Raw genomic sequence first — 22,272 nt, 5'->3', positions numbered from 1 at the left:
CAATGCCCGCTACGATAACGCAGTGCAGTGCCGGAATCAAACTTATTACAATTGAAGCTGATATTTGGACAATTGTCTAAGTAATCTTCAGGAAAATATTGTGAGTTTATGACGAACAGAACCGGATGCTATGCAAGGCGTTCGCTGCGACGCAGTGCGAGCACTGCTAGCAGCGGACAACGCCGCAGAGCGCCGGTTATGGAAGTCAGAAATCACAAGAATTTATTGGATGTTACGTTAGGCGCGCAAGAGGTGAAACAAGTTGCGCAACATGCCGGCGGTCGCGCCCCAAATGTAAAACCGTTCATACGGCATGGCATAGAAGGAGCGGCGCCCGCCCGGCAATTCCACGGACAAACGCTGGTGATTCAAGCCATCCATCAGAAAGGCCAGCGGCACTTCGAATATTTCCGCCACTTCCGACGGATCGGCGCGCAGCTCGAACGGCGGCGTGACCAGGCCCACCACGGGCGTGACGCGGTAGCCGGTGCCGGTCAGGTAATCGGGCAGTTGGCCCAGCACTTCCACGTGGCTGCGCGCCAGGCCCACTTCTTCTTCCGTTTCGCGCAGCGCCGTGGCGATGGCCGAGGCGTCATACGCTTCGCTGCGGCCACCGGGAAAGCTGACCTGCCCGGCATGGCTGCTCAGGTGATCGGTGCGCATGGTCAGCAGGATCGTCAAGCCTTCGGGGCGCAGCACCAGCGGGATCAGCACGGCGGCCGGCACCGGTTCGGCGCGGGCGGACAGGAAATCCTGGGTGATCTCGGGCTGCCATGCCGGCGGCGATGACAGGCGCTGGCGCAAGGCCTCGGGCGTCATGCGCGCGGCATCGAGCGCCGCTTCGCCGGCAATCGAATCGACAGCCAGTTTTTTCGGGTCAAACGCGATAGTTGCCATGCTAACAGCCTCCAGCTCCAGAAATAAAAAGGGGGCACCCATAGGCACCCCCTCTTCCAAACGCAGACGCTGGTATTACGCGCTTGCTTTCGCCACAACGCGGCGGTTTGGCAATTTTTCTTTGATACGCGCCGATTTACCCGAACGCTCACGCAGATAGTACAGCTTGGCGCGGCGAACATCACCACGGCGTTTCACTTCGATCGAAGCGATCAGCGGCGAGTACAGTTGGAACGTACGCTCGACGCCTTCGCCGGACGAGATCTTGCGAACGATGAAGTTCGAGTTCAGGCCACGGTTACGACGGGAGATAACGACGCCTTCGTAAGCCTGGGCGCGCTTGCGCGTACCTTCGACGACGTTGACGCTGACGATGACGGTATCGCCTGGTGCGAAGTCAGGAATCGATTTACCCAGACGGGCGATCTCTTCTTGCTCTAATTGTTGAATCAGATCCATTTTTAACACTCCGAAAGCCATCATGCCGGCGCACTGTGGATAGCTGACTATCCGCCCGGTAGAGGATGGGTACTGCACTAATTGGGCAACATGCCCGGCACTGCAAGGCCACCCTGCTTGTTCTCAGAAGAAAACTTACAGGCTGGCCAGGAATTGTTCGTCGGCCTTGCTGAGCAAGCCGGCGGCGCGCGCGCTGATCAACAGATCAGGACGCTTCTTCGCGGTCGCTTCCAGCATGCGCTGGCGGCGCCACTTGACGATCTCGGCATGGTTGCCACCCATCAGGACGGGTGGCACGCTCGTGCCTTCATACGTTTCCGGCCGCGTATAGTGCGGCGAATCGAGCAAGCCATTGACAAAGCTGTCTTCGACCGCCGACGCCTCGGTGTTCAACACACCAGGCAACAGCCGGATCACCGCGTCCATCAGCGCCATGGCGGGCAACTCACCGCCCGACAACACGAAGTCGCCGACGCTGATTTCCTCGTCGACACAACGGTCCAGCAGGCGCTGGTCCACGGCTTCATAGCGGCCACACAAAATCACCAGGCCGGGTTCGGCCTTCAGTTGCGTGACGCGCTCATGCGTCAGGGCGCGGCCTTGCGGCGACATGAACACCACGCGCGGCGCGGCCAGGCCAAGATCCTGCTGGCGCTGCTTTGCTGCATCAATGGTCGCTTCGAGCGGCTTGGCCATCATCACCATGCCAGGGCCGCCGCCATACGGGCGGTCATCCACGGTACGGTGATTGTCGCTCGTGAAATCACGGGGATTCCACAAGGACAAGCCACATTTCTGCTGCTCGAAGGCACGCCGGGTCACACCCGACTGCGTCAGCGCGGCAAACATTTCCGGGAACAGGGTCACGACATCAAATTGCATCGCAGCCCCATACAGAAAGTTTGCCCGTCGCGATCAGCGCAGGCGGCTTAATAATCGAGGCCCCAGTCGACCGTGATCTTGCCGGCGGCCTTGTCAACATTGATGACAAACTGGCCGACAAACGGGATCAGGCGCTCGGGCGCCTTTTCAGCTGACTCATCGGCAGTGGCGACAGGGGTGACGCGCAAGATCGACTGCGGACCATTGCTCATCATGTCGTGCACTGTGCCGAGGCACTCGCCTTGCAAATTCTCAACTGTCAGCCCGATCAGATCGGACCAATAAAACTCATCGGCATCCAGCGTCGGGAAATGGCTACGCGGAATTTGCACGGAGACGCCTTTCAGCGCTTCCGCGGCATCCCGCCCGACCACACCCACCAGCTGGGCCACGACGTCGCCGCCGTGTAACTTCGCCTGCCTGACTTGAACGTCATGCAAGGTCGGTTTATCAAGCCACCAGGCTTTAACGCTTAACAATGCATCCGCATCGTCGGAGAAAGGAGTGATCCTGACCCCGCCAGCGATGCCATAGGCACCGGAGACATAGCCTACCTGTACCAGGTCATCGGGGACTTTCACCCCGGATGCAGTCTTGACCGTCAAACCAGTGATCTGAATTAAGCTGCTGCTTTGTTGTTGCTGGCTACCAGGCGAGCAACGGTTGGCGACAATTGTGCGCCAACGCCTTGCCAGTAGGCCAGACGGTCTGCGGTGATACGCAGTGGAACTTCGCCACCTTGCGCCATCGGGTTGTAAAAACCGATACGCTCAATGAAGCGACCATCGCGGCGATTGCGCGAGTCAGTAGCGACGATGTTGAAGAACGGGCGCTTCTTGGCGCCTCCACGAGCTAAACGAATAACGACCATAATATTTCCAAAAAGTGTGCTGAGGCGGAAAAAGCCGCAAATTATAGCGCGCTTTACCGCCAGGCAGCAAGCGTTATGATGACGGGCGTGTAATTTGGGCTAATCAAACATTATGACCAGTCAGCGCCAAAGACGCAATAGGCGCGTGCGTTTATGGCCCGTCGCTGACCCGTCGCACCACACCGCAAGACTGTTTTAATCACCACAAACGGCCCGCTTTGACCGATACTGCCTCTTCCCTATCGCTGCGCAACCGGAACGCCATGACCACCACGACGATCTTGCAACATTCGCACAAGAACAAGGCTTTTACCTCGCTGCTGGCCTTCCTGCTGGGCATGCTGGGCGCGCACCGTTTCTACCTGCATGGCGCCACCGACCGCTGGGGCTGGCTGCACCTGGCCGCCCTGCCCGCCAGCCTGGCGCTGCGCCAGCTGCTGCCCGAGGCCGACTGGTTCTACCAGCTGCTGCCGTTGACCATTTCGGCGCTGATCGGCTTCCTGGAAGCGCTGGTGCTGGGCCTGATGCCCGATGACAAATGGGATGCGCGCTATAACGCCGGCTCGGGGCGGACCTCGGACACGGGCTGGCCGCTGGCCGTGGTGCTGGTGGCCACCCTGATGCTGGGCGCGGGCACCCTGATCGCCACCATGGCGCGCCTGTTTGACCTGCTGTACACGGGCGGCGCCTACGGCTGAAAGCCGGCAAAACCCGCGCACGGCTGTGTTGGCAAGCAATTATGCTTTTCCTCTATACTGTACCCACCACCAGCATCGCTGGTCGCTTATTGGAGAAGATCATGATTCGTCGCCCTACTATTATTATTGCCATGACATTGGCCGGCCTGCTCGGCACGCCCGCCTTTGCACAGAACCTGTCGCCCAAGGCGCAATACGCCTACGACAGCAAGCAGGCCAATACCCGCTATGCGGATGACAAAAAATTGTGCGCCGAGGAAACCTCGTCGAAAGCGCGCATGCAGTGCCTGCGCGACGCCAAGACCGAATACGACCAGGCCATCATCAACGCCAAGGCCGCGCAAAAAGCCGGCAATGCCTACGCCAGCCAGCCGGCCAAACAGCAGCAGCAAGTATGCGCCGATTGCGGCAAGGTGCTGTCAGTCAATGTCACCGAGAAAGCCGGTGAAGGCGGTGCGCTGGGCATGATAGGCGGCGGCGTGGCCGGCGCCCTGCTGGGACGCCAGGTCGGCAGCGGCCGCGGCAAGGACCTGGCCACCCTGGCCGGCGCCGCCGGTGGCGCCTATGCGGGCAAGCAGGTCGAAGGCCATGTGAAAAATTCCAAGGTATGGACCGTGACGGTGCAATACGAAACGGGCGCACGCGCCGATTTCGCGTTCGACCAGGACCCGGGCCTGCAGTCGGGTGACCTGGTGCGCAATTCCGGTAACGGCATTACGCGCCGTTAAGAAGAGCAACAACAGCCCGAGCCGCTAAAATAGGCCCGAGTCCTGAACCAAGGCGCTCGGGCCTAGCGGGCGCGTCTCCGGCCCGCCATTTTTCAGATTTAAACCATCAAAACTGCTCTTCGGACAACGCCATCACGCCGGCGCTGCCGTCAATGATCGTGGCACGCAAGCCCGGCGCCTGCGACAGGATATGGTCGGCAAAGAAACGCGCGGTGGAAATCTTGGCTTTGTAGAAGGCCGCGTCGCCGCTGCCTTCGCCCAGTTTCTGCTGCGCCGCCACGGCCGCGCGCGCCATCTGCCAGCCGCCCAGCACGATGCCGGCCAGTTTCAGGTACGGCACGCTGCCGGCGAACACGGCCTTGATATCCGTCTTCATGTTGGCCACCACATATTCCACCACGGCTTCGAGCGCCGCGCTGCCTTCGGCCAGGTGCCGCTGCATGGCCTGGAAGTCGGCGCCCGTGAACTCACCCAGCTGGGCTTCCGTGGCGCGCACCTGGGCGATGATGGCCTTCGCTACCGCGCCGCCGTCGCGCACCGTCTTGCGGCCCACCAGGTCATTCGCCTGGATCGCCGTCGTGCCTTCGTAGATGGTGAGAATTTTTGCATCGCGGTAATGCTGGGCGGCGCCCGTCTCTTCGATAAAACCCATGCCGCCGTGCACTTGCACGCCGTCGCGCGCCACGTCCTGCGACATTTCCGTCGACCAGCCCTTGATGATGGGCACCAGGTATTCATAGGTGGCCAGGCTTTCCGTGCGCACCTGCGCGTCCGGATGGTGATGGGCGACGTCGCTGATGGCCGCGCCCACATAGGCCAGCGCGCGCGCCGCCTCGGTTTGCGAGCGCATCGACATCAGCATGCGGCGCACGTCCGGATGGTGGATGATGGAGACCGGACCGCTGGAACCGGCCAGGTCGCGCGACTGCACGCGGTCCTTGGCAAACGCCACCGCCTGCTGGTAGGCGCGCTCGGCCAGGCCGATGCCCTGCAGGCCCACGCCGAAGCGGGCCGCATTCATCATGATGAACATGTATTCCAGGCCACGGTTTTCCTCGCCCACCAGGGTGCCGATGGCGCCGCCGTGGTCGCCGAACTGCAGCACCGCCGTCGGACTGGCCTTGATGCCCAGCTTGTGCTCGATCGACACGCAGTGCGCGTCGTTGCGCTCGCCCAGGCTGCCGTCCGCATGGACGAGGAACTTCGGCACGATAAACAGCGAAATGCCTTTCACGCCCGGCGGCGCATCGGGCGTGCGGGCCAGCACCAGGTGGACGATGTTTTCGGCCAGGTCGTGCTCGCCATAGGTGATGAAAATCTTGGTGCCGAACACTTTGTAGGTGCCGTCGCCCTGCGGCACGGCGCGCGTGCGCACGGCGGCGAGATCAGAGCCGGCCTGCGGCTCGGTCAGATTCATGGTGCCGGTCCACTGGCCCGACACCAGTTTTTCCAGGTATATGCTTTTTTGTTCGTCGCTGCCGGCCGTCAGCAGCGCTTCGATGGCGCCGTCGGACAACAGCGCCACCAGCGCGAACGAGATGCTGGCCGCATTGAGCATTTCGATGCACGGCGTGGCCAGCAATTTGGGCAAGCCCTGGCCGCCGAATTCGGTTGGATGCTGGACGCCCTGCCAGCCCGCTTCACCATATGCCTTGAAGGCTTCCTTGAAACCCTTCGAGGTGGTTACTTGCCCGTCGTGAAAGAAGCTGGGCTCCTTGTCGCTGGGGCCGTTCAGCGGGGCCACCACGCCGCCGCAGAATTTGGCGTTCTCTTCCAGCACGGCCTCGGCCGTATCGGGCGTGGCGTCCTCGCAGCCGGGCAAGGTGTGGATCTCGGCCAGGCCGGCCAGTTCGTTCATGACGAACAACATGTCTTTCAGCGGGGCTTGATAGCTCATCTTCTTATCTCCAAGAAAAAAGCCACGCGGCTCGCCGTGTGGGGCGGGCCGGCGTGGCTTTGCAATTCACAAAACCGGGTTGGGCTTATTTAGCCCAATTCTTTGACCAGTTGCGGCACGATCTCGAACAGATCGCCCACGATGCCGTAGTCGGCCACGGCAAAGATCGGCGCTTCCGGATCCTTGTTGATGGCGACGATGGTTTTCGAGTCCTTCATGCCGGCCAGGTGCTGGATCGCGCCGGAAATACCGACAGCGATGTACAGCGACGGCGCGACGATCTTGCCGGTCTGGCCCACTTGCCAGTCGTTCGGCACGAAGCCGGCGTCGACGGCGGCGCGCGAAGCACCCATGGCGGCGCCCAGCTTGTCGGCCAGCGGCTCGAGGATCTGGAAGTTCTCGGCCGAACCCAAGCCACGGCCACCGGAGACGATGATTTTCGCGGCGGTCAGCTCAGGGCGGTCGGACTTGGCCAGTTCGCGGCCCACAAACGCCGATTTGCCGCTGTCGGCCACGGCCGTGATGGTCTCGGTGACGGCCGAACCGCCGGTGGCGGCGGCCGAATCGAAACCGGTGGTGCGCACGGTGATGACCTTGACCTTGTCACCCGACTGCACGGTGGCAATCGCGTTGCCGGCGTAGATCGGACGCTCGAAGGTGTCAGGTGTATCGACCTTGGTGATTTCCGAGATCTGCGCCACGTCCAGCTTGGCGGCCACGCGCGGCAGGATGTTCTTGCCGTAGGCGGTGGCTGGCGCCAGGATGTGGCTGTAGTCGCCGGCGATCGCCAGCACCTGCTCGGCCACGTTTTCGGCCAGGCCGTCGGCAAAATAGGCCGCGTCGGCGACGATGACCTTGGCCACGCCGGCGATTTGCGCGGCGGCGGCAGCGGCGGCCGACGCGTTCGAACCGGCGATCAGCACGTGCACGTCGCCGCCGCACTGGACGGCTGCGGTGACGGTGTGGTGGGTGCTACCTTTCAAGGTAGCGTTGTCGTGTTCAGCAATAACTAATGCGACCATGATATGTCCTGTAATTGTTCTGGAGAGGCGGCGAGCCGCTTAGATGACTTTGGCTTCGGTACGCAGCTTGGCGACCAGCGTGGCCACGTCCGGCACCTTGATGCCGGCCGAGCGCTTGGCTGGCTCCGCCACTTTCAAGGTTTTCAGGCGCGGGGTGACGTCGACGCCCAGGTCTTCCGGCTTGACGGTTTCCAGCGGTTTTTTCTTGGCCTTCATGATGTTCGGCAAGGTCACATAGCGCGGCTCGTTCAGGCGCAGGTCGGTGGTGACGATGGCCGGCAGGGTCAGGGCCAGGGTTTCCAGGCCGCCGTCGACTTCGCGCGTGACGGTCACTTTGCCGTCTTCCAGCACGACTTTCGAGGCGAAGGTGGCTTGTGGCCAACCGAGCAGGGCCGCCAGCATCTGGCCGGTCTGGTTGCTGTCGTCGTCGATCGCCTGTTTGCCCAGGATGATCAGTTGTGGCTGTTCCTTGTCGGCCAGTGCCTTGACCAGCTTGGCGACGGCCAGCGGTTCGAGTTCGGTGGTGGTTTCGACCAGGATGCCGCGGTCGGCGCCGATGGCCATGGCCGTGCGCAGGGTTTCCTGGCACTGGGTCACGCCGCAGGAAATGGCAACCACTTCGGTGACCTTGCCCGCTTCTTTCAGGCGCATGGCTTCTTCGAGAGCGATCTCATCGAAGGGATTCATCGACATTTTGACGTTGGCGGTATCGACGCCAGTGCCGTCACTCTTGACGCGGACTTTGACGTTGTAGTCGACCACGCGTTTGACGGGTACCAAGACTTTCATAGCTATGCCTTTGGGAAATTATAAAAATGACGGATCAAGTGCTGATTGTGAGGTCGATTATAAGAGAAATTTGAATCTCGAACCGAATTTAAGCACGATCGTGCGATTTTTAGTTAGAGCAAACCATCTAAACTGACTAGGATGGCTGCGAATGAGGGAATCTGGCGCTACGCTGCGGGGCAGCAAACTAGCACCCGCCAGCGCCGGTGAAGCATTACTTGCGCTGCATCAGGAACACAAACTCGGTACCCGTCTGCACGTGCGACAGCAAGGCATTGCCGGTCTGCTTGGCGAAGGCCTGGAAGTCGCGCACGGAACCGGGATCGGTTGCCATGATGCGCAGCACTTCACCGCTTTGCAGCTCTGACAATGCCTTTTTTGCTTTCAGAATCGGCAACGGGCAATTCAAGCCCCGCGCGTCGAGTTCTTTATGAAATTCCATAATCTCGGTATCAAGTAGTGTGTCGCTCATCAATATCCCACCATTGTTTTGTTGTACTGATTTTCGACATACTACTCTAATTCAGGGCCAATGACGCGCTGCACCAAAATAGTTCACCGGCTGTTGTGGGGTCACAACGAGATGCTCCAAAGCAAAACGGCCCGCAAACCGGATTTGCGGGCCGCTTTACAGCGCATGCGGGGCTCGCACCCCGCATGGATGCAGCGTTGCGGCTTATTTCACCTTGTCGCCGACCCAGGCCGGCACGCCGGCCAGGGCGTTCGGCAAACCGCTGGCGTCGGTGCCGCCGGCCTGCGCCATATCGGGGCGTCCGCCGCCTTTGCCGCCCACTTGCTGTGCAACGAAGTTCACCAGTTCGCCCGCTTTCACGCGCGAAGTGGCGTCCGCCGTCACGCCGGCGATCAGGCTGACCTTGCCGTCCGTCACGCTGGCCAGCACGATGGCGGCCGTCTTCAGCTTGTCCTTCAGCTTGTCCATCGTTTCGCGCAGGCGCGCCACGTCGGCGCCTTCCAGCACGGCCGCCAGCACCTTGATGCCGTTCACGTCGACCGCCTGGGTGACCAGTTCATCGCCCTGGCCCGACGCCAGTTTCGATTTCAGGGCCGCCAGTTCCTTCTCCAGCGCCTTGACATGGTCCTGTACCTGGCCGATGCGCGCCGTCAGCTCTTCCGGATTCGACTTCAGCGCGGCGGCCGCGTCGAGCAGGCGGCGGTTGATGGTTTGCACCAGCGCCAGCGCGCCTTCGCCCGTCACCGCTTCGACGCGGCGGATGCCGGCCGCCACGCCGCTTTCGGCGATGATCTTGAACAGGCCGATGTCGCCCGTGCGCTGCACGTGCACGCCGCCGCACAGTTCTTTCGAGCTGCCGATATCGAGCACGCGCACTTCGTCGCCGTATTTTTCGCCGAACAGCGCCATCGCGCCATGTTTCACCGCGTCGTCGAACGACATGTGGTGCGACTGCACCGCATGGTTTTCCAGGATCTCCTTGTTGACGATGGTTTCCACCGCCGCGATCTGTTCCGCCGTCATCGGCGCATTGTGGCTGAAGTCGAAACGGGTTTTATCCGGGTCGACCAGCGAGCCCTTTTGCGCCACATGGCTGCCCAGCACTTCGCGCAAGGCCTTGTGCATCAAGTGGGTGGCCGAGTGGTTGCGGATGGTGCGGCCGCGCTTGGCCGTGTCGACATCGGCCGAGACCGTATCGCCGACCTTCAGGGCGCCTGATTCCAGCACGCCATGGTGGCCGAATACGTCAGCCTGGATCTTCAGGGTGTCGTCGACCTTGAACGACGCGCTGCCCGCCGTGATCACGCCCTGGTCGCCCACCTGGCCGCCCGATTCGGCGTAGAACGGCGTGGTGTCGAGCACCACGATGCCGGCCTGGCCCGCCGTCAGTTCCTGCACAGGGGTGCCGGCAGCGTACAGGGCGATGACCTTGCTGCCAAAGCTCAGCTGCTCGTAGCCGACGAATTTGTTTTTCTCGCCCGCGTATTCGACCTTGCTGTCCTTGTGCGACTTGCCGCCCTTGCGCGACAGCTCCTGGCTTTCTTTCAGGGCCGCGTCGTAGCCTTCCTGGTCGAACGCGATATTGCGTTCGCGGCAGATATCGGCCGTCAGGTCCGGCGGGAAGCCGTAGGTTTCGTACAGCGTAAATGCGGTGGCGCCGTCGATGCCGGTGGCGTCCTTGGCCAGCTGGGCTTCCAGCACTTTCATGCCGGTTTCCAGGGTTTCGCCGAAACGCTCTTCCTCGGCTTTCAACATGTTGGCGACGTTGACCTTGGCTTCTTCCAGCTCCGGGTAAGCGGCGCCCATCTCGATAGCCAGGTCCTCGACCAGCTTGTAGAAGAACGGTTTCGTCTGGCCCAGCTTGTGGCCGTGGCGCAGCGCGCGGCGGATAATGCGGCGCAGCACATAGGCGCGGCCTTCGCTGCCCGGAATGACGCCGTCGACGATCATGAAGGCGGCGGCGCGGATATGGTCGGCGATCACGCGCAGCGATTTGTTTTCCAAATCCGTCGCGCCGGTTTCGCGGGCGGCCGCCTTGATCAGGTGCTGGAACAGGTCGATTTCATAGTTCGAATGCACGTGCTGCAGCACGGCGGCCAGGCGCTCCATGCCCATGCCGGTGTCGACGCACGGTTTCGGCAGCTTGTGCATGACGCCCGCTTCGTCGCGGTTGAACTGCATGAACACCAGGTTCCAGATTTCGATGAAGCGGTCGCCGTCTTCGTCAGGCGAGCCCGGTGGGCCGCCAGGAATGTCGGCGCCGTGGTCGTAGAAGATCTCGGTGCACGGGCCGCAAGGGCCGGTATCGGCCATCTGCCAGAAATTGTCCGAAGCGTAGCGCGCGCCCTTGTTGTCGCCGATGCGGATGATGCGCTCGGTTGGCACGCCGATTTCTTTTGCCCAGATATCGTAGGCTTCGTCATCTTCGATGTAGACCGTGACCGTCAGTTTTTCGACCGGCAGGCCGTACACCTTGGTCAGCAGTTCCCACGCGAAGTGGATCGCATCGCGCTTGAAATAGTCGCCGAAGCTGAAGTTGCCCAGCATTTCAAAGAAGGTGTGGTGGCGCGCCGTGTAGCCGACGTTTTCCAGGTCGTTATGCTTGCCGCCGGCGCGCACGCAGCGCTGCACGGACGTGGCGCGTGTATACGGGCGGCTGTCGGTGCCCGTAAACACATCCTTGAATTGCACCATGCCGCTGTTGGTCAGCAGCAGGGTCGGATCGTTGCCTGGCACCAGGGAACTGGAACGGACGATGGAATGGCCCTTGGACTCGAAAAACTTGAGGAACTTGTCGCGGATTTCAGATGATTTCATGTTTTTTTGGCAAAAAGTGGCGGCAGCTTTAAAGGGAAGATTATACGTGATATGGCTGCCTGCAATTAAGGCACAATCAAGACAAACCAGGGCCGGTGCGGCGAGTGTTGCGCGCACGCCCAGCCCAGATACGGCTCAGGTGTGGTCGGCGCAGCCGTGCGGCGCGGGACTGGCGGAAACCGCCACCCCGCCGGCCGCATTGCAATCGGCGCAGCGGCCATACAGGGTCAGCTCATGGCGCTCGACCACGAAGCCCTGCGGCGCCATCCGCTTCAGGTCGCCGGGGCAATCATGCACGTCGAACACGCGCTGGCAGCTGGTGCACTGGAAGTGATGGTGATGATGATTGGCCACCGTGTTCGATTCATAGCGCGGGTTTTCACCGGGCAAGGTAACCACATGCACCTTCTCTTCCAGCACCAGCGATTTCAGGTTGCGGTAGACGGTGGCAATGCCCAGCTGCGTCACCTGCAGGCTGGCTTCTTCAAGGATTTCCTGCGCCGACAGCGGGCGCCGGGCCGACTCGATGGCGGTTTGTATAGCGGTTTTTTGACGTGTTGTGCGTTCCATAGCCGACAGAATACACCATGGGGATGCTCAAGCCGTAGCATCTGGCGGTTCACACATTAATGATAATGGTTTATCATTATCAAATTAACGCTTGCCCAGCCCCTGCAAACACCGTCACACAACAAGGAATTGAACCATGACCGCACCGCACTCTTTACATCGCCCCACCCCGCTGGCCCTGGCCCTGATGCTGGCATTTGCCGCGCCCGCCAGCGCACTGGCCCAGCAAGCACCCACCTTGCCGGCCGTGACCGTTTCAGCCAGCGCCCTGTCGCTGGGCAGCGACGACATGAGCACGCCGGTGACCGTGCTTGAAGGCGATGAACTGGTGCGCACCCGCGAAGCGACCCTCGGTGAAACCCTGGCCGGCCAGCCCGGCATTACCTCCAGCCATTTCGGCGCCGGCGCCAGTCGCCCCATCATCCGCGGCATGGATGGCCCGCGCGTGAAAGTATTGTCCGATGGCGCCGAAGTGCAGGATGCCTCGACCATCAGCCCCGACCATGCGGTGGCGTCCGAACCGATGCTGGCAGAACAGGTCGAAGTGCTGCGCGGACCGTCGGCACTGGCCTATGGCGGCGGCGCCGTCGGCGGCGTGGTCAATGTGATCGACAAGAAAATCCCGACGAAAGTACCTGCCAAGGGTTTCGAAGGCAGCGCGGAAGTGCGCGCCAACTCGGCCGCGCGTGAAAAAGCGGGCGCCTTCGAGGTGACCGGCGGCTCCGGCAATTTTGCCTTCCACGCGGAAGGCGTGAAACGCGACGCGAAAGAATACAAGGTCGGCAGCGGCTGGGAAGGCGGCTCCAAAGTGGCCGGCAGCTACAACGAAACCGATACCGGCAGCGTCGGCGCCTCGTGGGTGGGATCGCGCGGCTTTTTGGGACTGGCATTTACCAGCCAGCGCGCCGAATACGGCCTGCCCGGCCACAACCACGAATTCGAAAGCTGCCACCCGCACGGCACCCATCTGCATTGCGGCGAGCACGAGGAAGAGGAAGGCAGCGACCACGATCACGAGCACGAAGAAGGCGGCGCCGTACCCTACGTGAAACTGAAAAGCGAGCGCTGGGACGTGCGCGGCGAACTGCGCGATCCGGTCCCCGGCTTTACCCGCCTGCGCCTGCGCGCCGCGTTTACCGATTACAAGCACGATGAGATCGAGGGCACGGAAGTGGCCACCACTTTCAAGAACAAGGGCCACGACGCACGGCTGGAAATGGAACATGTGCCGCTCGGTGGCTGGCGCGGCGTGGTCGGCCTCCAAACGACCAAGCGCGATTTCTCGGCCCTGGGCGAAGAAGCGTACGTGGCGCCGACCCTCACCAAGAAGCACGCGGCTTTCCTGGTCGAGGAATACAACCTCGCGCAATGGCGCTTCGAAGCGGGCCTGCGCCACGAATGGCAGGATATCGATGTCGACAGCGCCACATTGAAGGATCATAGCGCCAGCGGCACCTCCATCTCGCTGGGCGCCGTATGGAAATTCGCGCCGCAGTATTCGCTCGGTTCGACCATCTCGCGCACCCACCGTTTGCCGAGCGCCGAAGAGCTGTACGCCAACGGCGTGCACATGGCCACCGCCACCTATGAGCTGGGCAATGAAAACCTGGGCAAGGAAACCTCGAACAATATCGACCTGACCCTGCGCAAATACGCTGGCGCCACCACCTTTTCGCTGAGCGCCTACCGCAACAAGATCGACAATTATATTTTCGGCTCCACCCTGGACAGCCATGAAGGCTTCCAGCTGATCGAATACGCCCAGCGCGACGCCACGTTTACCGGCATCGAAGGCCAGATCCGCCAGCAGATCAATCCGGTGTTCGGCGCCAGCGTATTCGGCGATTATGTAAGGGCGAAACTGGCCGATGGCGGCGGCAATCTGCCGCGTATCCCGGCCCAGCGCCTGGGCGTGAAATTCGACGCCAACTGGCAGGCCTGGAACGGCATGGCCGAGTTCTACCGCGTCGGCAAACAGGACAAGGTGGCCGCCTTCGAGACGGACACGCCTGGCTACAATATGCTGAACCTCTCGGCCAGCTACAACACCCGCTTAGCCGGCACGCCGACCCAGTTTTACCTGAAGGCGAATAATCTGACGAACGAGCTGGCGTACAGCCACACCTCGTTTATCAAGAATGCGGCGCCGTTGACGGGGCGTAATCTGACGGCGGGGGTAAGGGTGACGTTTTAATTGTTAACCCAAACGCAAGGATTGAGGTCAGACCCTGAGGGTCTGACCCCGGATGTTGTTTTGGGGTTCGGTTTATCCAGCCGCAATGATATCTATCCTGTCCGTACAAAACCCATCCACGCCCCACGTAAATAACTCGCTGGCCCTTTCCGGCGTATTGACGGTATAGCAGAACACACCCAGCCCTTCCGCTTTGATCGCTTGCACCTGCTCAGGTGTCAGCACCTTGTGATCACAATGCATGGCCACCACGCCCAGCTTGCTTGCCTGCGCCAGCCAGTCATGCGGCAATTCATCGACCAGCCATCCCCGCGCCAGTTCCGGCGCCGCCTCGCGCGCCGCTTCCAGCGCTTCCATGCTGAACGACGACAGCAAGGGCAATAGTCCGCCAGCGGCAAAATGCTGGCGCGTGGCCCGCGCCACCACGGCTCCCGTCTGCCGTTCAAACCCCGGCGCCGGCTTGATCTCGATATTCATCCAGATGCCGTGCGCCTGGCAATACGCCACCACCGCGTCAAAACCCGGCACGCCCTCGCCCGCAAACTCGGGGCCGAACCAGCTGCCCGCATCCATCGCCGCCAGCTGCGCCGCCGTGTAATCGGGAATGGCGCCGCTGCCGGCCACCGTACGGCCCAGTTCCACGTCATGCACGACAACCGGCACGCCGTCTTTGGCCAGCATGACGTCGAATTCGACGGCGTGGTAGCCGTGCGCCAGCCCGCAGCGCAAGGCGGCAATCGTGTTTTCAGGGGCCAGCGTACCGCCGCCGCGGTGTGCCAAGGTGCGTGGATAGGGCCACATGGTGATCCTTGCTGGTTGGTGATGGACTTGCCATCATAAATGAAAGCACGAAAACACAAGGGGGCATGCAGCGATTGGCGCCGTGTCAGCCCCGTTTCGTCGCACCGGCGTTGCGCTGGCCGCGCACAAGCCACACAATGTCTTATCGACCACTTAACAGAGCGCATATGTTCAAGCCGACCATCCCTCCGGACCAGCCAGCCAGACCGCGCCGTTCGCGCTACTACCGCATGCTGCCCGACATCCGCTATGCGCTGGCCATCAATGTGCTGTGCGCGCTGGTGATTACCTATATCTTGAATCCGGGCAGCCACCTGGGCCAGAACCTGATTGCCGCCATGTGCATCGGCAGCATCGCCTTCGTGTTGATCGACGGTGCGCGCCTGACCCTGTGGCACGAGGGCCAGCGGCCGAAAGCGCTGCCCTTCATCGCCATCATCCTGGTGTCCGTGCCGGTGGCGCAATGGCTGGGCATGCATCTGTTTGTATGGCTGACCGACGTGAAGGTCAAGGCATTGACCACCCTTGATGCCGGCGAAGTGACGGCCAACCTGGTCTTTACGCTGGCCGTAACGGGCGCCGCCATCCTGTTCTTTTCCAGCCGCGAAAAAATCTCGCGCCTGCAGACGGCGGCGGCGCAGGAAAAAGCGCGCGCCGAATCGGTGGCGCGCCAGGCCATGCAGGCGCAATTGCAGCTGCTGCAGGCACAGATCGAGCCGCACATGCTGTTCAATACCCTGGCCAACCTGCAGGGGCTGATCAGCTTTGATCCGGACCGCGCCCAGCTCCTGCTGGACCAGCTGATCCAGTACCTGCGCGCCACCCTCAGTTCCTCGCGCGTGGAGACCACCACCTTGGGCCAGGAATTCGACCTGATGCAAGCCTACCTGGGCCTGATGGCCGTGCGCATGGGTGCGCGCCTGGCCTATACGCTGGACCTGCCCGACGACTTGCGCCAGGTGAAACTGCCGCCGATGCTGCTGCAGCCGCTGGTGGAAAACGCCATCCAGCACGGCCTGGAGCCGAAGATCGACGGCGGCCATATCGCCGTGCGCGCCAGCCTGGACGGCGGCATGCTGACGCTGATCGTGGCCGACGACGGCCTGGGCCTCGACCATCCGGGCCAGACCAAAGGGACCCGGCTAGGCGTGGCGAATATCCGCGAACGGCTGCAGGTCATGCACGGCGATGCGGCCAGCCTATCGCTCAATGCCAATCCGGGCAGTGGCGTGACCGCCCGCCTGACCCTGCCACTTCAACCTTCCGAATCTTCCATTTGAGCACGACGCCATGACAGACCTGACCAGCACCGCCGCCCCAGTACGCGCCCTGATCGCCGAAGACGAACCGATCCTGGCCGCCGCCCTCGCCCACGCCCTGCGCCGCCTGTGGCCCGAACTGCAGCTTGTCGCCACCTGCGCCAATGGCGTGGAAGCCTTGCAGCAGGGCCTGGCCCTGCGCCCGGACATCCTGTTCCTGGACATCAAGATGCCGGGCAAGACAGGCCTGGAAGCGGCCGAGGAACTGGCCGAGCAATGGCAGGACGACAACGACGGCATGCCCTTCCCGCAGATCGTGTTCGTCACCGCCTATGACGACTATGCGCTGGCCGCCTTCGATCAGGCGGCCGCCGACTATGTGCTGAAACCCGTCAACGATGCGCGCCTGGGCAAGACGGTGGAACGCTTGAAACAAAGGCTGCAAACCGCGCCGATAGCGCCGGCCGCCGCCGCGCAAGCCGTCACCGCGGCACCGGCCGACGACAACCTGGCCCGTTTGCTGACCCAGTTGCAAGCGATGACGCCGCCGGCGCCGCGCCTGCAGATGATACGGGCCGCCGTCGGCAGCAGCGTGCGCATGATCCCCATGGCCGACGTGGTCTACTTCGAAGCGATGGACAAATACATCAACGTGGTCTGCCGCGACGGCGAAGCGCTGATACGCACCAGCCTGAAGGAATTGCTGCCGCAACTGGACCCCCAGCAATTCTGGCAAATCCACCGCGGCACCATCGTCAATGCCGGCGCCATCGCCAGCGCCGTGCGCGACGAGGCCGGCAAGCTGTCACTGACCCTGCGCCAGCATCCGGCGCAGCTGCGCGTCAGCCCGCTGTACGCCCACCTGTTCCGCCAGATGTAATGGATCAATGCAGCTGGTGTTTCAGGTCCGACAGTTCATCGTGGACCTTCAGCACCGCTTGTTTCATTTCCGGCGTCAGCTTGGCCGCCGTGCCGCAGGCCTTCTTGGCGCGGTCGCCCAGCGATTCCATATTGTCGACCGCCTGGCGGATGCGCGCGTCATCGTGCGAGTCGATCGCCTGGCGCACCGACGCTTTCTGCTGATCCAGCTGATTGAGGCAATCTTTCAGGTCCATCGGCATTTCCTGCGCGCTGCCGCACAGCTGCGCCGCCTGGCCGATGGCCTGTTCGATGGCGCCAAAGCGCCGTGCCACTTCATTTGCTTGCAACATGATTCCTCCTGTGTCGATTCCATGTCGAGAACATAGTTGGATCACAGGCACCATGCAAGGTTCCCCTGGCTGTGATCAGCCGGCCGCTTCGCGCGCCCCCAGCGGCTGCAGATGGCGCAGCTTCAGGGCGATCAGCACGCCGCCGCCGAGGCACAAGCCCAGCATGGCGACCACGCCGGTCCAGCCGTCGAAGCCCCACATCATGCCCGAGGCGGAACCGATCAGGCTCGATCCCAGGTAATAGAACAGCAGGTAGAAGGCGGACGCCAGCGCCTGCGGCGCGCGGGCGCGGCGGCTGACCCAGCTGCTGGCAATCGAGTGCGAGGCAAAGAAGCCGAAGGTGGCCAGCGCCATGCCGGCCACGATCAGCGGCAACGAGTCGAACAGGGTAAGGAAAATACCGGTCAGCATGATGGACAGCATGATCCACAGCACGCCGCGCCGGCCCAGGCGGTCCACCAGGCGGCCGGCCCAGACCGAGCTGAAGATGCCGATCAGATACAGGAACGCCAGCAGGCCGACCGTGCTCTGGCGCAAGCCGAACGGCGCGGCCAGCAGCCGGTAGCCGATATAGTTATACAGGCTGACAAAACAGCCCATCAGCACGAACGCCAGGCAGAACAGCCAAGGCAGGCCCTGGTCGGAGAAATGCTGCTTGATGGCATGCGGCAGCGCCTGCCAGCCGCGGGTAGAAGGCACGAAGTTTTTCGAGGCCGGCAAGCTGCGCCAGAACTCCGCCGCCGCCAGCACCCCGGCCACGCCCAGCACGCCGAGCGCCCAGCGCCACGACATGAAGTCGCTCAACATCGAGGCGATCAAGCGCCCCGACATGCCGCCAAACGCGCTGCCGGCAATATACAGGCCCATCGACAGGCCCAGCGACGGGCCTTCGATTTCCTCGCCCAGATAGGCCATGGCGACGGCCGGCATGCCGCCCAGGGCTATCCCCAGCGCGGCGCGAATCGCCAGCAGCTGCGCGTAGTCCTGCGCAAAGGCGGACAAAATGGTCAGTATCGCGGCGGAAAACATCGACGCCACCATCAAGGGCTTGCGCCCCACGCGGTCCGAGACGGCACTGAGCAGCACCAGCGAGATGGCCAGCAGGCCGCTCGATACCGACAGCGACCAGCTGCTTTGGGCCGGCGTCAGGTGAAACTGCTGCGACAACAACGGAAACAGGGGCTGGATACAGTACAGCAGGCTGAAAGTGGAAAAACCGCCAAAAAACAGCGCGCGGTTGCTGCGCTTGAAGGCGGGCGTGCCCTTGGCAATCGCGCTGCGCGGCGCGGGAGTCGCAGGCGTGGTGGGCGCGATGACAGTGGAAGAGGCGGCAAAAGCAAGCGGTGAATCAGACATGACGGTGTTCATAGAGAGGCGAGATTTCATCATAGGATTGCCAACTCATATGGTCCAATATATATTTTAGGGTCAACTCATACTTTAAAACGATTACTGGAACCCATATGGAACTGCGCCACCTGCGCTATTTTGTCGCCGTCGCCGAGGAACTGCACTTCACGCGCGCGGCCGAACGCCTGCATATCGGCCAGCCGCCGCTGAGCCAGCAGATCCAGGCGCTGGAGGCGGACGTGGGGGCGCAGTTGTTCGAGCGCAACAAGCGCTCGGTGCGGCTGACGGAGGCGGGCCGATTGTTCCTCGACGACGCGCGCCGCATCCTGGCGCTGTCAGAACAGGCGGGCGCGACGGCGCGCCGGGCGCAGCGCGGCGAAGCGGGCGAACTGCGCATCGGCTTTACCTTTTCGACGCCGTTTACCCCCTATTTCGCCACCGTCATCAACCGCTACCGCCAGCAGTTCCCGCACGTAACATTAACCTTGCACGAGATGGCGACCCTGCATCAGCTGGAAGCGATTTCCGCGCGCGGCATGGACCTGGGCTTCGTGCGCCCGCCGGAGCTGGCCTATCCCGACGACATCAAGCTCACGCAGCTGCGCCAGGACCCGCTGTTCCTGGTGCTGCCGGTGGCGCACCGGCTGGCGGCCAAGTCCTCGATTGCGATTGCCGACATGGCCGGCGAAGGTTTCGTGATGTACCCGAAAGACGCCGGCACCGGCATCTACCCGCAGATTTTCAGGCTGTGCAAGGCGGCCGGCTTCGTGCCGGATGTGGTGCAGGAGGCGGGCGAGGCGTCGACCATTATCGGCCTGGTGGCGGCCGGCTGCGGCATCTCGGTGCTGCCGTCCTCGTTCGACCGCATCCGCATGGACGGCGTATGCTACCGGCCCATCGCCGATCCGCAGGCGACCACCAGTTTGCTGCTGGCGCAGCGCGAGGAAGAGACCTCGCCGATGGTGGCGGCGTTTGTCAAATTGGCTGAAGCAGCGGCGCTGGAAGGCGGCGCCTAGCCACCGCCGCCGCCCAGGCGCAGTTCGATCAGCTCCAGCATGCCCTGCGCCGCCACCGACAAGGTGCGCGGCATGGCCAGCAGGATGGGCCGCTCCGGCTGGCCGGCTGCCAGCGGCACCGCCACCAGGTCGAGTTTTTTGAACTGGAACAGGGTCAGGGCCGGCACCAGCGCCACGCCCAGGCCATGCTCGATCAGGCCGGCCACGGTGGCCAGGTGTTCCACTTCCAGCCCGCTGTCGCGCACGGCCACGCCTTGCGTCAGCAGCTCCACATGCTGGCGCACGCTGGTCGATTTCGCCAGGTGGATCAATTCGCAGCCGGCCAGGTCGGCCAGTTGCACGCGGCGCTTGCGGGCCAGCGCATGGTCGCGCCGGCACACCAGATAGAACGGATCGCTGCACAGCACGCGCGTGTCGAATTCGGCCAGCCGGGCGCTGGGCGCCGTGATCGCCAGGTCGACTTTCCCCTGGCGCAGCAGGTGCAAACACTGGTCGGACAAGGCGTCGTGCAAGCGCACACTGATGCCGGGATAGCTGGCGCGGTATTCGGCGATCACGGCCGGCAGGCCATTGGCCGCCAGCGAGGGCAAGGCCGCTATCGCCACCCTTCCCTTGCGCCGCGCCACGTAGTCGCTCATGTTGCCGAACGCCGCCTCCATGTCGGCCAGCAGGCCGCGCGCCACCTCGACAAACATCTCGCCTTCCACCGTCAGCATCACATTGCGCGTGTCGCGCTCGACCAGCCGGGCGCCCAGCGCCGTTTCCAGCTTCTGGATCACGGCACTGAAGGCCGATTGCGACAGGTGGCAGCGCTCGGCCGCGCGCGTGAAATGGCGGCAGTCGGCCAGCGCGACAAACGCTTGCAGCAGCTTGCTGGAGATATTCGGCAGCATCTTGATTCACCCGAAAAACAGGATAATCATCCTGAAAAATCGATTTTACAATATAAAGCGAGCGCCGCAGAATGGCCTCAGATCCCGCACAAGACGGGCACCAAACAACTCAGGAGACAAACCCATGCTGGCCCTGCTCGGACTGTGCACCATCGCCATTTTATTGGCCGCCATCCTTACCAAGAAAATGTCGCCGCTGGTGGCATTGATCACCATTCCCATCATCGCCGCCCTGATCGGCGGCTTCGGCATGGAAACCTCGAAATTCATTGTTTCCGGCATTACCAATATCGCGCCGGTGGCCGGCATGTTCGTGTTCGCCATCCTGTTCTTCGGCATCGTCACCGACGCCGGCATGCTGGACCCCGTCATCAGCGGCATCTTGCGCGTGGTGGGCAGCCGGCCCAGCCGCATCGTGCCCGGCACGGCCCTGCTGGCGCTGCTGATCCACCTCAATGGTTCGGGCGCCGTCACCTTCCTGGTCACCATCCCCGCCATGCTGCCGCTGTACACGCGGCTCGGCATCGACCGCCGCATCCTGGCCTGCGTGGCCTCGCTGGCGGCCGGCGTGAACTTTTTGCCATGGACCGGCCCCATGATCCGCGCCTCGGCGGCGCTGCATATCCCCGTCAGCGACATTTTCATGCCGCTGATTCCGGTGCAGCTGATCGGCCTGGCCTTTGTGTTCGGCGTGGCGTATTACCTGGGCCGCAAGGAAGAAATCCGCCTGGGCCTCACCGCCGGCGCGCCGGCCGGCTTCGTGCAGATGCATGAGCTGACGGAGGCGGAACAATCGATCCGCCGGCCGAAGAATTTCTGGATCAATATCGTGCTGACGGTGATCGTGCTGGGCGTGATGATCAGCGGTAAGGTCGATCCGGTGGTGATGTTCATGATCGGCGTGGTGCTGGCGCTGATGATCAATTATCCGAACGCCGACATGCAGCGCGCCCGCATCGATGCGCATGCCAAGGCGGCGCTGCTGATGGCCAGCATCCTGTTTGCCGCCGGCGTCTTCACCGGCATCATGAACAAGTCCGGCATGCTGTCGGCCATGGCCAAGACGGCCGTCGGCTTCGTGCCGCCCGAGATGGCCTCGCATATCCCGGCCGTGCTGGGCGTATTGTCGATGCCGCTGTCGATGCTGTTCGATCCCGACTCCTTCTACTTCGGCGTGCTGCCGGTGGTGGCGGAAGTAAGCAAGATGCTGGGCGTGGAGCCGATACAGGTGGCGCAGGCGGCGCTGCTGGGACAGATGACGACGGGCTTTCCCGTCAGCCCGCTGACACCGGCCACCTTCCTGGTCGCCGGCCTGGCCGGCATCGACCTGGCCGACCACCAGAAATACACCTTCAAATACCTGTTTGCCGCGTCGATCGTGATGACCATCAGCTGCATCGTGCTGGGCATCTTTCCGCTGTAAGCAACTCGATAACAGGAGCACAC

Annotated in this window: 22 protein-coding genes; 7 read left to right on the top strand and 15 right to left on the bottom strand. The window is 62.5% G+C overall.

Annotation, left to right across the window (positions count from 1 at the left end):
- Nucleotides 1-237 precede the first annotated feature (237 nt).
- From ACP7B7_RS25575 to rpsP, 5 genes are all read right to left on the bottom strand, one after another.
- On the bottom strand, nt 238-897 hold the full coding sequence (locus ACP7B7_RS25575) for a CoA pyrophosphatase (RefSeq protein ID WP_308922675.1): 660 nt from the start codon (nt 895-897) through the stop codon (nt 238-240).
- Nucleotides 898-972: 75 nt separating this feature from the next.
- Nucleotides 973-1,356, bottom strand: coding sequence for a 50S ribosomal protein L19 (rplS, locus tag ACP7B7_RS25570; RefSeq protein WP_035825414.1), 384 nt, complete (start codon nt 1,354-1,356; stop codon nt 973-975).
- A gap of 135 nt (nt 1,357-1,491) precedes the next feature.
- Nucleotides 1,492-2,238 (bottom strand): tRNA (guanosine(37)-N1)-methyltransferase TrmD, encoded by a 747-nt coding sequence (trmD, locus tag ACP7B7_RS25565; protein ID WP_426078548.1) that lies wholly within the window; start codon nt 2,236-2,238, stop codon nt 1,492-1,494.
- Between the two features lie 47 nt (nt 2,239-2,285).
- The gene (gene rimM, locus ACP7B7_RS25560; protein ID WP_426078547.1) at nt 2,286-2,843 is read right to left on the bottom strand and encodes a ribosome maturation factor RimM; all 558 of its coding nucleotides are present in this window, start codon (nt 2,841-2,843) and stop codon (nt 2,286-2,288) included.
- Between the two features lie 14 nt (nt 2,844-2,857).
- Nucleotides 2,858-3,109, bottom strand: a complete 252-nt coding sequence (gene rpsP, locus ACP7B7_RS25555) for a 30S ribosomal protein S16 (protein WP_010395524.1) — start codon at nt 3,107-3,109, stop codon at nt 2,858-2,860.
- A 263-nt stretch (nt 3,110-3,372) separates the two neighbouring features.
- Between rpsP and ACP7B7_RS25550 the strand changes: the two genes are divergently transcribed.
- On the top strand, nt 3,373-3,807 hold the full coding sequence (locus ACP7B7_RS25550) for an NINE protein (RefSeq protein WP_308922678.1): 435 nt from the start codon (nt 3,373-3,375) through the stop codon (nt 3,805-3,807).
- Nucleotides 3,808-3,908: 101 nt separating this feature from the next.
- Nucleotides 3,909-4,535 (top strand): glycine zipper 2TM domain-containing protein, encoded by a 627-nt coding sequence (locus ACP7B7_RS25545; protein ID WP_308922679.1) that lies wholly within the window; start codon nt 3,909-3,911, stop codon nt 4,533-4,535.
- Nucleotides 4,536-4,641: 106 nt separating this feature from the next.
- On the opposite strand, the gene ACP7B7_RS25540 is transcribed toward ACP7B7_RS25545, so the two are convergent.
- The 6 genes from ACP7B7_RS25540 to ACP7B7_RS25515 all read right to left on the bottom strand — a co-directional run bounded on the left by ACP7B7_RS25540 (nt 4,642) and on the right by ACP7B7_RS25515 (nt 12,102).
- Complete coding sequence (locus tag ACP7B7_RS25540) at nt 4,642-6,432, bottom strand: acyl-CoA dehydrogenase (protein WP_308922680.1); 1,791 nt, start codon at nt 6,430-6,432, stop codon at nt 4,642-4,644.
- Between the two features lie 89 nt (nt 6,433-6,521).
- On the bottom strand, nt 6,522-7,454 hold the full coding sequence (locus ACP7B7_RS25535) for an electron transfer flavoprotein subunit alpha/FixB family protein (RefSeq protein WP_308922681.1): 933 nt from the start codon (nt 7,452-7,454) through the stop codon (nt 6,522-6,524).
- Between the two features lie 39 nt (nt 7,455-7,493).
- Nucleotides 7,494-8,243: an electron transfer flavoprotein subunit beta/FixA family protein gene (locus ACP7B7_RS25530; protein WP_308922682.1), complete on the bottom strand. Its 750-nt coding sequence runs from the start codon at nt 8,241-8,243 to the stop codon at nt 7,494-7,496.
- A 214-nt stretch (nt 8,244-8,457) separates the two neighbouring features.
- A complete protein-coding gene (locus ACP7B7_RS25525; RefSeq protein ID WP_225317265.1) occupies nt 8,458-8,715 on the bottom strand; it encodes a sulfurtransferase TusA family protein in 258 nt (85 codons plus the stop codon).
- Nucleotides 8,716-8,919: 204 nt separating this feature from the next.
- Nucleotides 8,920-11,532, bottom strand: coding sequence for an alanine--tRNA ligase (gene alaS, locus ACP7B7_RS25520; RefSeq protein ID WP_308922683.1), 2,613 nt, complete (start codon nt 11,530-11,532; stop codon nt 8,920-8,922).
- A 135-nt stretch (nt 11,533-11,667) separates the two neighbouring features.
- The gene (locus tag ACP7B7_RS25515; RefSeq protein WP_308922684.1) at nt 11,668-12,102 is read right to left on the bottom strand and encodes a Fur family transcriptional regulator; all 435 of its coding nucleotides are present in this window, start codon (nt 12,100-12,102) and stop codon (nt 11,668-11,670) included.
- 136 nt (nt 12,103-12,238) lie between these two features.
- Here ACP7B7_RS25515 and ACP7B7_RS25510 point away from each other — a divergent pair, with 136 nt between their 5' ends.
- Complete coding sequence (locus ACP7B7_RS25510; RefSeq protein WP_426078546.1) at nt 12,239-14,296, top strand: TonB-dependent receptor domain-containing protein; 2,058 nt, start codon at nt 12,239-12,241, stop codon at nt 14,294-14,296.
- A 72-nt stretch (nt 14,297-14,368) separates the two neighbouring features.
- Here ACP7B7_RS25510 and ugpQ read toward each other — a convergent pair whose 3' ends face one another.
- Nucleotides 14,369-15,097, bottom strand: a complete 729-nt coding sequence (gene ugpQ / locus ACP7B7_RS25505) for a glycerophosphodiester phosphodiesterase (RefSeq protein ID WP_308922686.1) — start codon at nt 15,095-15,097, stop codon at nt 14,369-14,371.
- Between the two features lie 167 nt (nt 15,098-15,264).
- Here ugpQ and ACP7B7_RS25500 point away from each other — a divergent pair, with 167 nt between their 5' ends.
- Both ACP7B7_RS25500 and ACP7B7_RS25495 read left to right on the top strand, forming a co-directional pair.
- A complete protein-coding gene (locus tag ACP7B7_RS25500) occupies nt 15,265-16,377 on the top strand; it encodes a sensor histidine kinase (protein ID WP_308922687.1) in 1,113 nt (370 codons plus the stop codon).
- Between the two features lie 10 nt (nt 16,378-16,387).
- Complete coding sequence (locus ACP7B7_RS25495) at nt 16,388-17,236, top strand: LytR/AlgR family response regulator transcription factor (RefSeq protein ID WP_308922688.1); 849 nt, start codon at nt 16,388-16,390, stop codon at nt 17,234-17,236.
- Nucleotides 17,237-17,240: 4 nt separating this feature from the next.
- Here the strand turns inward: ACP7B7_RS25495 and ACP7B7_RS25490 are convergent, their stop codons facing one another.
- Together ACP7B7_RS25490 and ACP7B7_RS25485 are read right to left on the bottom strand one after the other, a co-directional pair.
- A complete protein-coding gene (locus tag ACP7B7_RS25490; protein ID WP_308922689.1) occupies nt 17,241-17,567 on the bottom strand; it encodes a hypothetical protein in 327 nt (108 codons plus the stop codon).
- Nucleotides 17,568-17,642: 75 nt separating this feature from the next.
- Nucleotides 17,643-18,923 carry an MFS transporter gene (locus ACP7B7_RS25485; RefSeq protein WP_308922690.1) on the bottom strand — a complete coding sequence of 427 codons (1,281 nt, stop codon included), beginning with the start codon at nt 18,921-18,923 and terminating at the stop codon, nt 17,643-17,645.
- A 107-nt stretch (nt 18,924-19,030) separates the two neighbouring features.
- Between ACP7B7_RS25485 and ACP7B7_RS25480 the strand changes: the two genes are divergently transcribed.
- Nucleotides 19,031-19,933: a LysR substrate-binding domain-containing protein gene (locus ACP7B7_RS25480; RefSeq protein ID WP_426078545.1), complete on the top strand. Its 903-nt coding sequence runs from the start codon at nt 19,031-19,033 to the stop codon at nt 19,931-19,933.
- On the opposite strand, the gene ACP7B7_RS25475 is transcribed toward ACP7B7_RS25480, so the two are convergent.
- A complete protein-coding gene (locus tag ACP7B7_RS25475; protein WP_308922692.1) occupies nt 19,930-20,826 on the bottom strand; it encodes a LysR family transcriptional regulator in 897 nt (298 codons plus the stop codon). The genes ACP7B7_RS25480 and ACP7B7_RS25475 overlap by 4 nt on opposite strands.
- Before the next feature lie 124 nt (nt 20,827-20,950).
- Here ACP7B7_RS25475 and ACP7B7_RS25470 point away from each other — a divergent pair, with 124 nt between their 5' ends.
- Nucleotides 20,951-22,249, top strand: coding sequence for a CitMHS family transporter (locus ACP7B7_RS25470; protein ID WP_426078544.1), 1,299 nt, complete (start codon nt 20,951-20,953; stop codon nt 22,247-22,249).
- Nucleotides 22,250-22,272: the final 23 nt, after the last annotated feature.

Source organism: Janthinobacterium sp. PSPC3-1 (genome assembly GCF_049896105.1).
Taxonomy (GTDB): domain Bacteria; phylum Pseudomonadota; class Gammaproteobacteria; order Burkholderiales; family Burkholderiaceae_D; genus Janthinobacterium.
The sequence above is the reverse complement of the archived record's forward strand: the minus strand, read 5'-3'. Positions and strand labels throughout refer to the sequence as shown.

What these genes read in the sequence shown, in the direction of transcription:
- ACP7B7_RS25575 (WP_308922675.1), bottom strand. Translation starts at nt 897, where the DNA reads ATGGCAACTATCGCGTTTGACCCGAAAAAACTGGCTGTCGATTCGATT.
- rplS (WP_035825414.1), bottom strand. Translation starts at nt 1,356, where the DNA reads ATGGATCTGATTCAACAATTAGAGCAAGAAGAGATCGCCCGTCTGGGT.
- trmD (WP_426078548.1), bottom strand. Translation starts at nt 2,238, where the DNA reads ATGCAATTTGATGTCGTGACCCTGTTCCCGGAAATGTTTGCCGCGCTG.
- rpsP (WP_010395524.1), bottom strand. Translation starts at nt 3,109, where the DNA reads ATGGTCGTTATTCGTTTAGCTCGTGGAGGCGCCAAGAAGCGCCCGTTC.
- ACP7B7_RS25550 (WP_308922678.1), top strand. Translation starts at nt 3,373, where the DNA reads ATGACCACCACGACGATCTTGCAACATTCGCACAAGAACAAGGCTTTT.
- ACP7B7_RS25545 (WP_308922679.1), top strand. Translation starts at nt 3,909, where the DNA reads ATGATTCGTCGCCCTACTATTATTATTGCCATGACATTGGCCGGCCTG.
- ACP7B7_RS25540 (WP_308922680.1), bottom strand. Translation starts at nt 6,432, where the DNA reads ATGAGCTATCAAGCCCCGCTGAAAGACATGTTGTTCGTCATGAACGAA.
- ACP7B7_RS25535 (WP_308922681.1), bottom strand. Translation starts at nt 7,454, where the DNA reads ATGGTCGCATTAGTTATTGCTGAACACGACAACGCTACCTTGAAAGGT.
- ACP7B7_RS25530 (WP_308922682.1), bottom strand. Translation starts at nt 8,243, where the DNA reads ATGAAAGTCTTGGTACCCGTCAAACGCGTGGTCGACTACAACGTCAAA.
- ACP7B7_RS25525 (WP_225317265.1), bottom strand. Translation starts at nt 8,715, where the DNA reads ATGAGCGACACACTACTTGATACCGAGATTATGGAATTTCATAAAGAA.
- alaS (WP_308922683.1), bottom strand. Translation starts at nt 11,532, where the DNA reads ATGAAATCATCTGAAATCCGCGACAAGTTCCTCAAGTTTTTCGAGTCC.
- ACP7B7_RS25515 (WP_308922684.1), bottom strand. Translation starts at nt 12,102, where the DNA reads ATGGAACGCACAACACGTCAAAAAACCGCTATACAAACCGCCATCGAG.
- ACP7B7_RS25510 (WP_426078546.1), top strand. Translation starts at nt 12,239, where the DNA reads ATGACCGCACCGCACTCTTTACATCGCCCCACCCCGCTGGCCCTGGCC.
- ugpQ (WP_308922686.1), bottom strand. Translation starts at nt 15,097, where the DNA reads ATGTGGCCCTATCCACGCACCTTGGCACACCGCGGCGGCGGTACGCTG.
- ACP7B7_RS25500 (WP_308922687.1), top strand. Translation starts at nt 15,265, where the DNA reads ATGTTCAAGCCGACCATCCCTCCGGACCAGCCAGCCAGACCGCGCCGT.
- ACP7B7_RS25495 (WP_308922688.1), top strand. Translation starts at nt 16,388, where the DNA reads ATGACAGACCTGACCAGCACCGCCGCCCCAGTACGCGCCCTGATCGCC.
- ACP7B7_RS25490 (WP_308922689.1), bottom strand. Translation starts at nt 17,567, where the DNA reads ATGTTGCAAGCAAATGAAGTGGCACGGCGCTTTGGCGCCATCGAACAG.
- ACP7B7_RS25485 (WP_308922690.1), bottom strand. Translation starts at nt 18,923, where the DNA reads ATGTCTGATTCACCGCTTGCTTTTGCCGCCTCTTCCACTGTCATCGCG.
- ACP7B7_RS25480 (WP_426078545.1), top strand. Translation starts at nt 19,031, where the DNA reads ATGGAACTGCGCCACCTGCGCTATTTTGTCGCCGTCGCCGAGGAACTG.
- ACP7B7_RS25475 (WP_308922692.1), bottom strand. Translation starts at nt 20,826, where the DNA reads ATGCTGCCGAATATCTCCAGCAAGCTGCTGCAAGCGTTTGTCGCGCTG.
- ACP7B7_RS25470 (WP_426078544.1), top strand. Translation starts at nt 20,951, where the DNA reads ATGCTGGCCCTGCTCGGACTGTGCACCATCGCCATTTTATTGGCCGCC.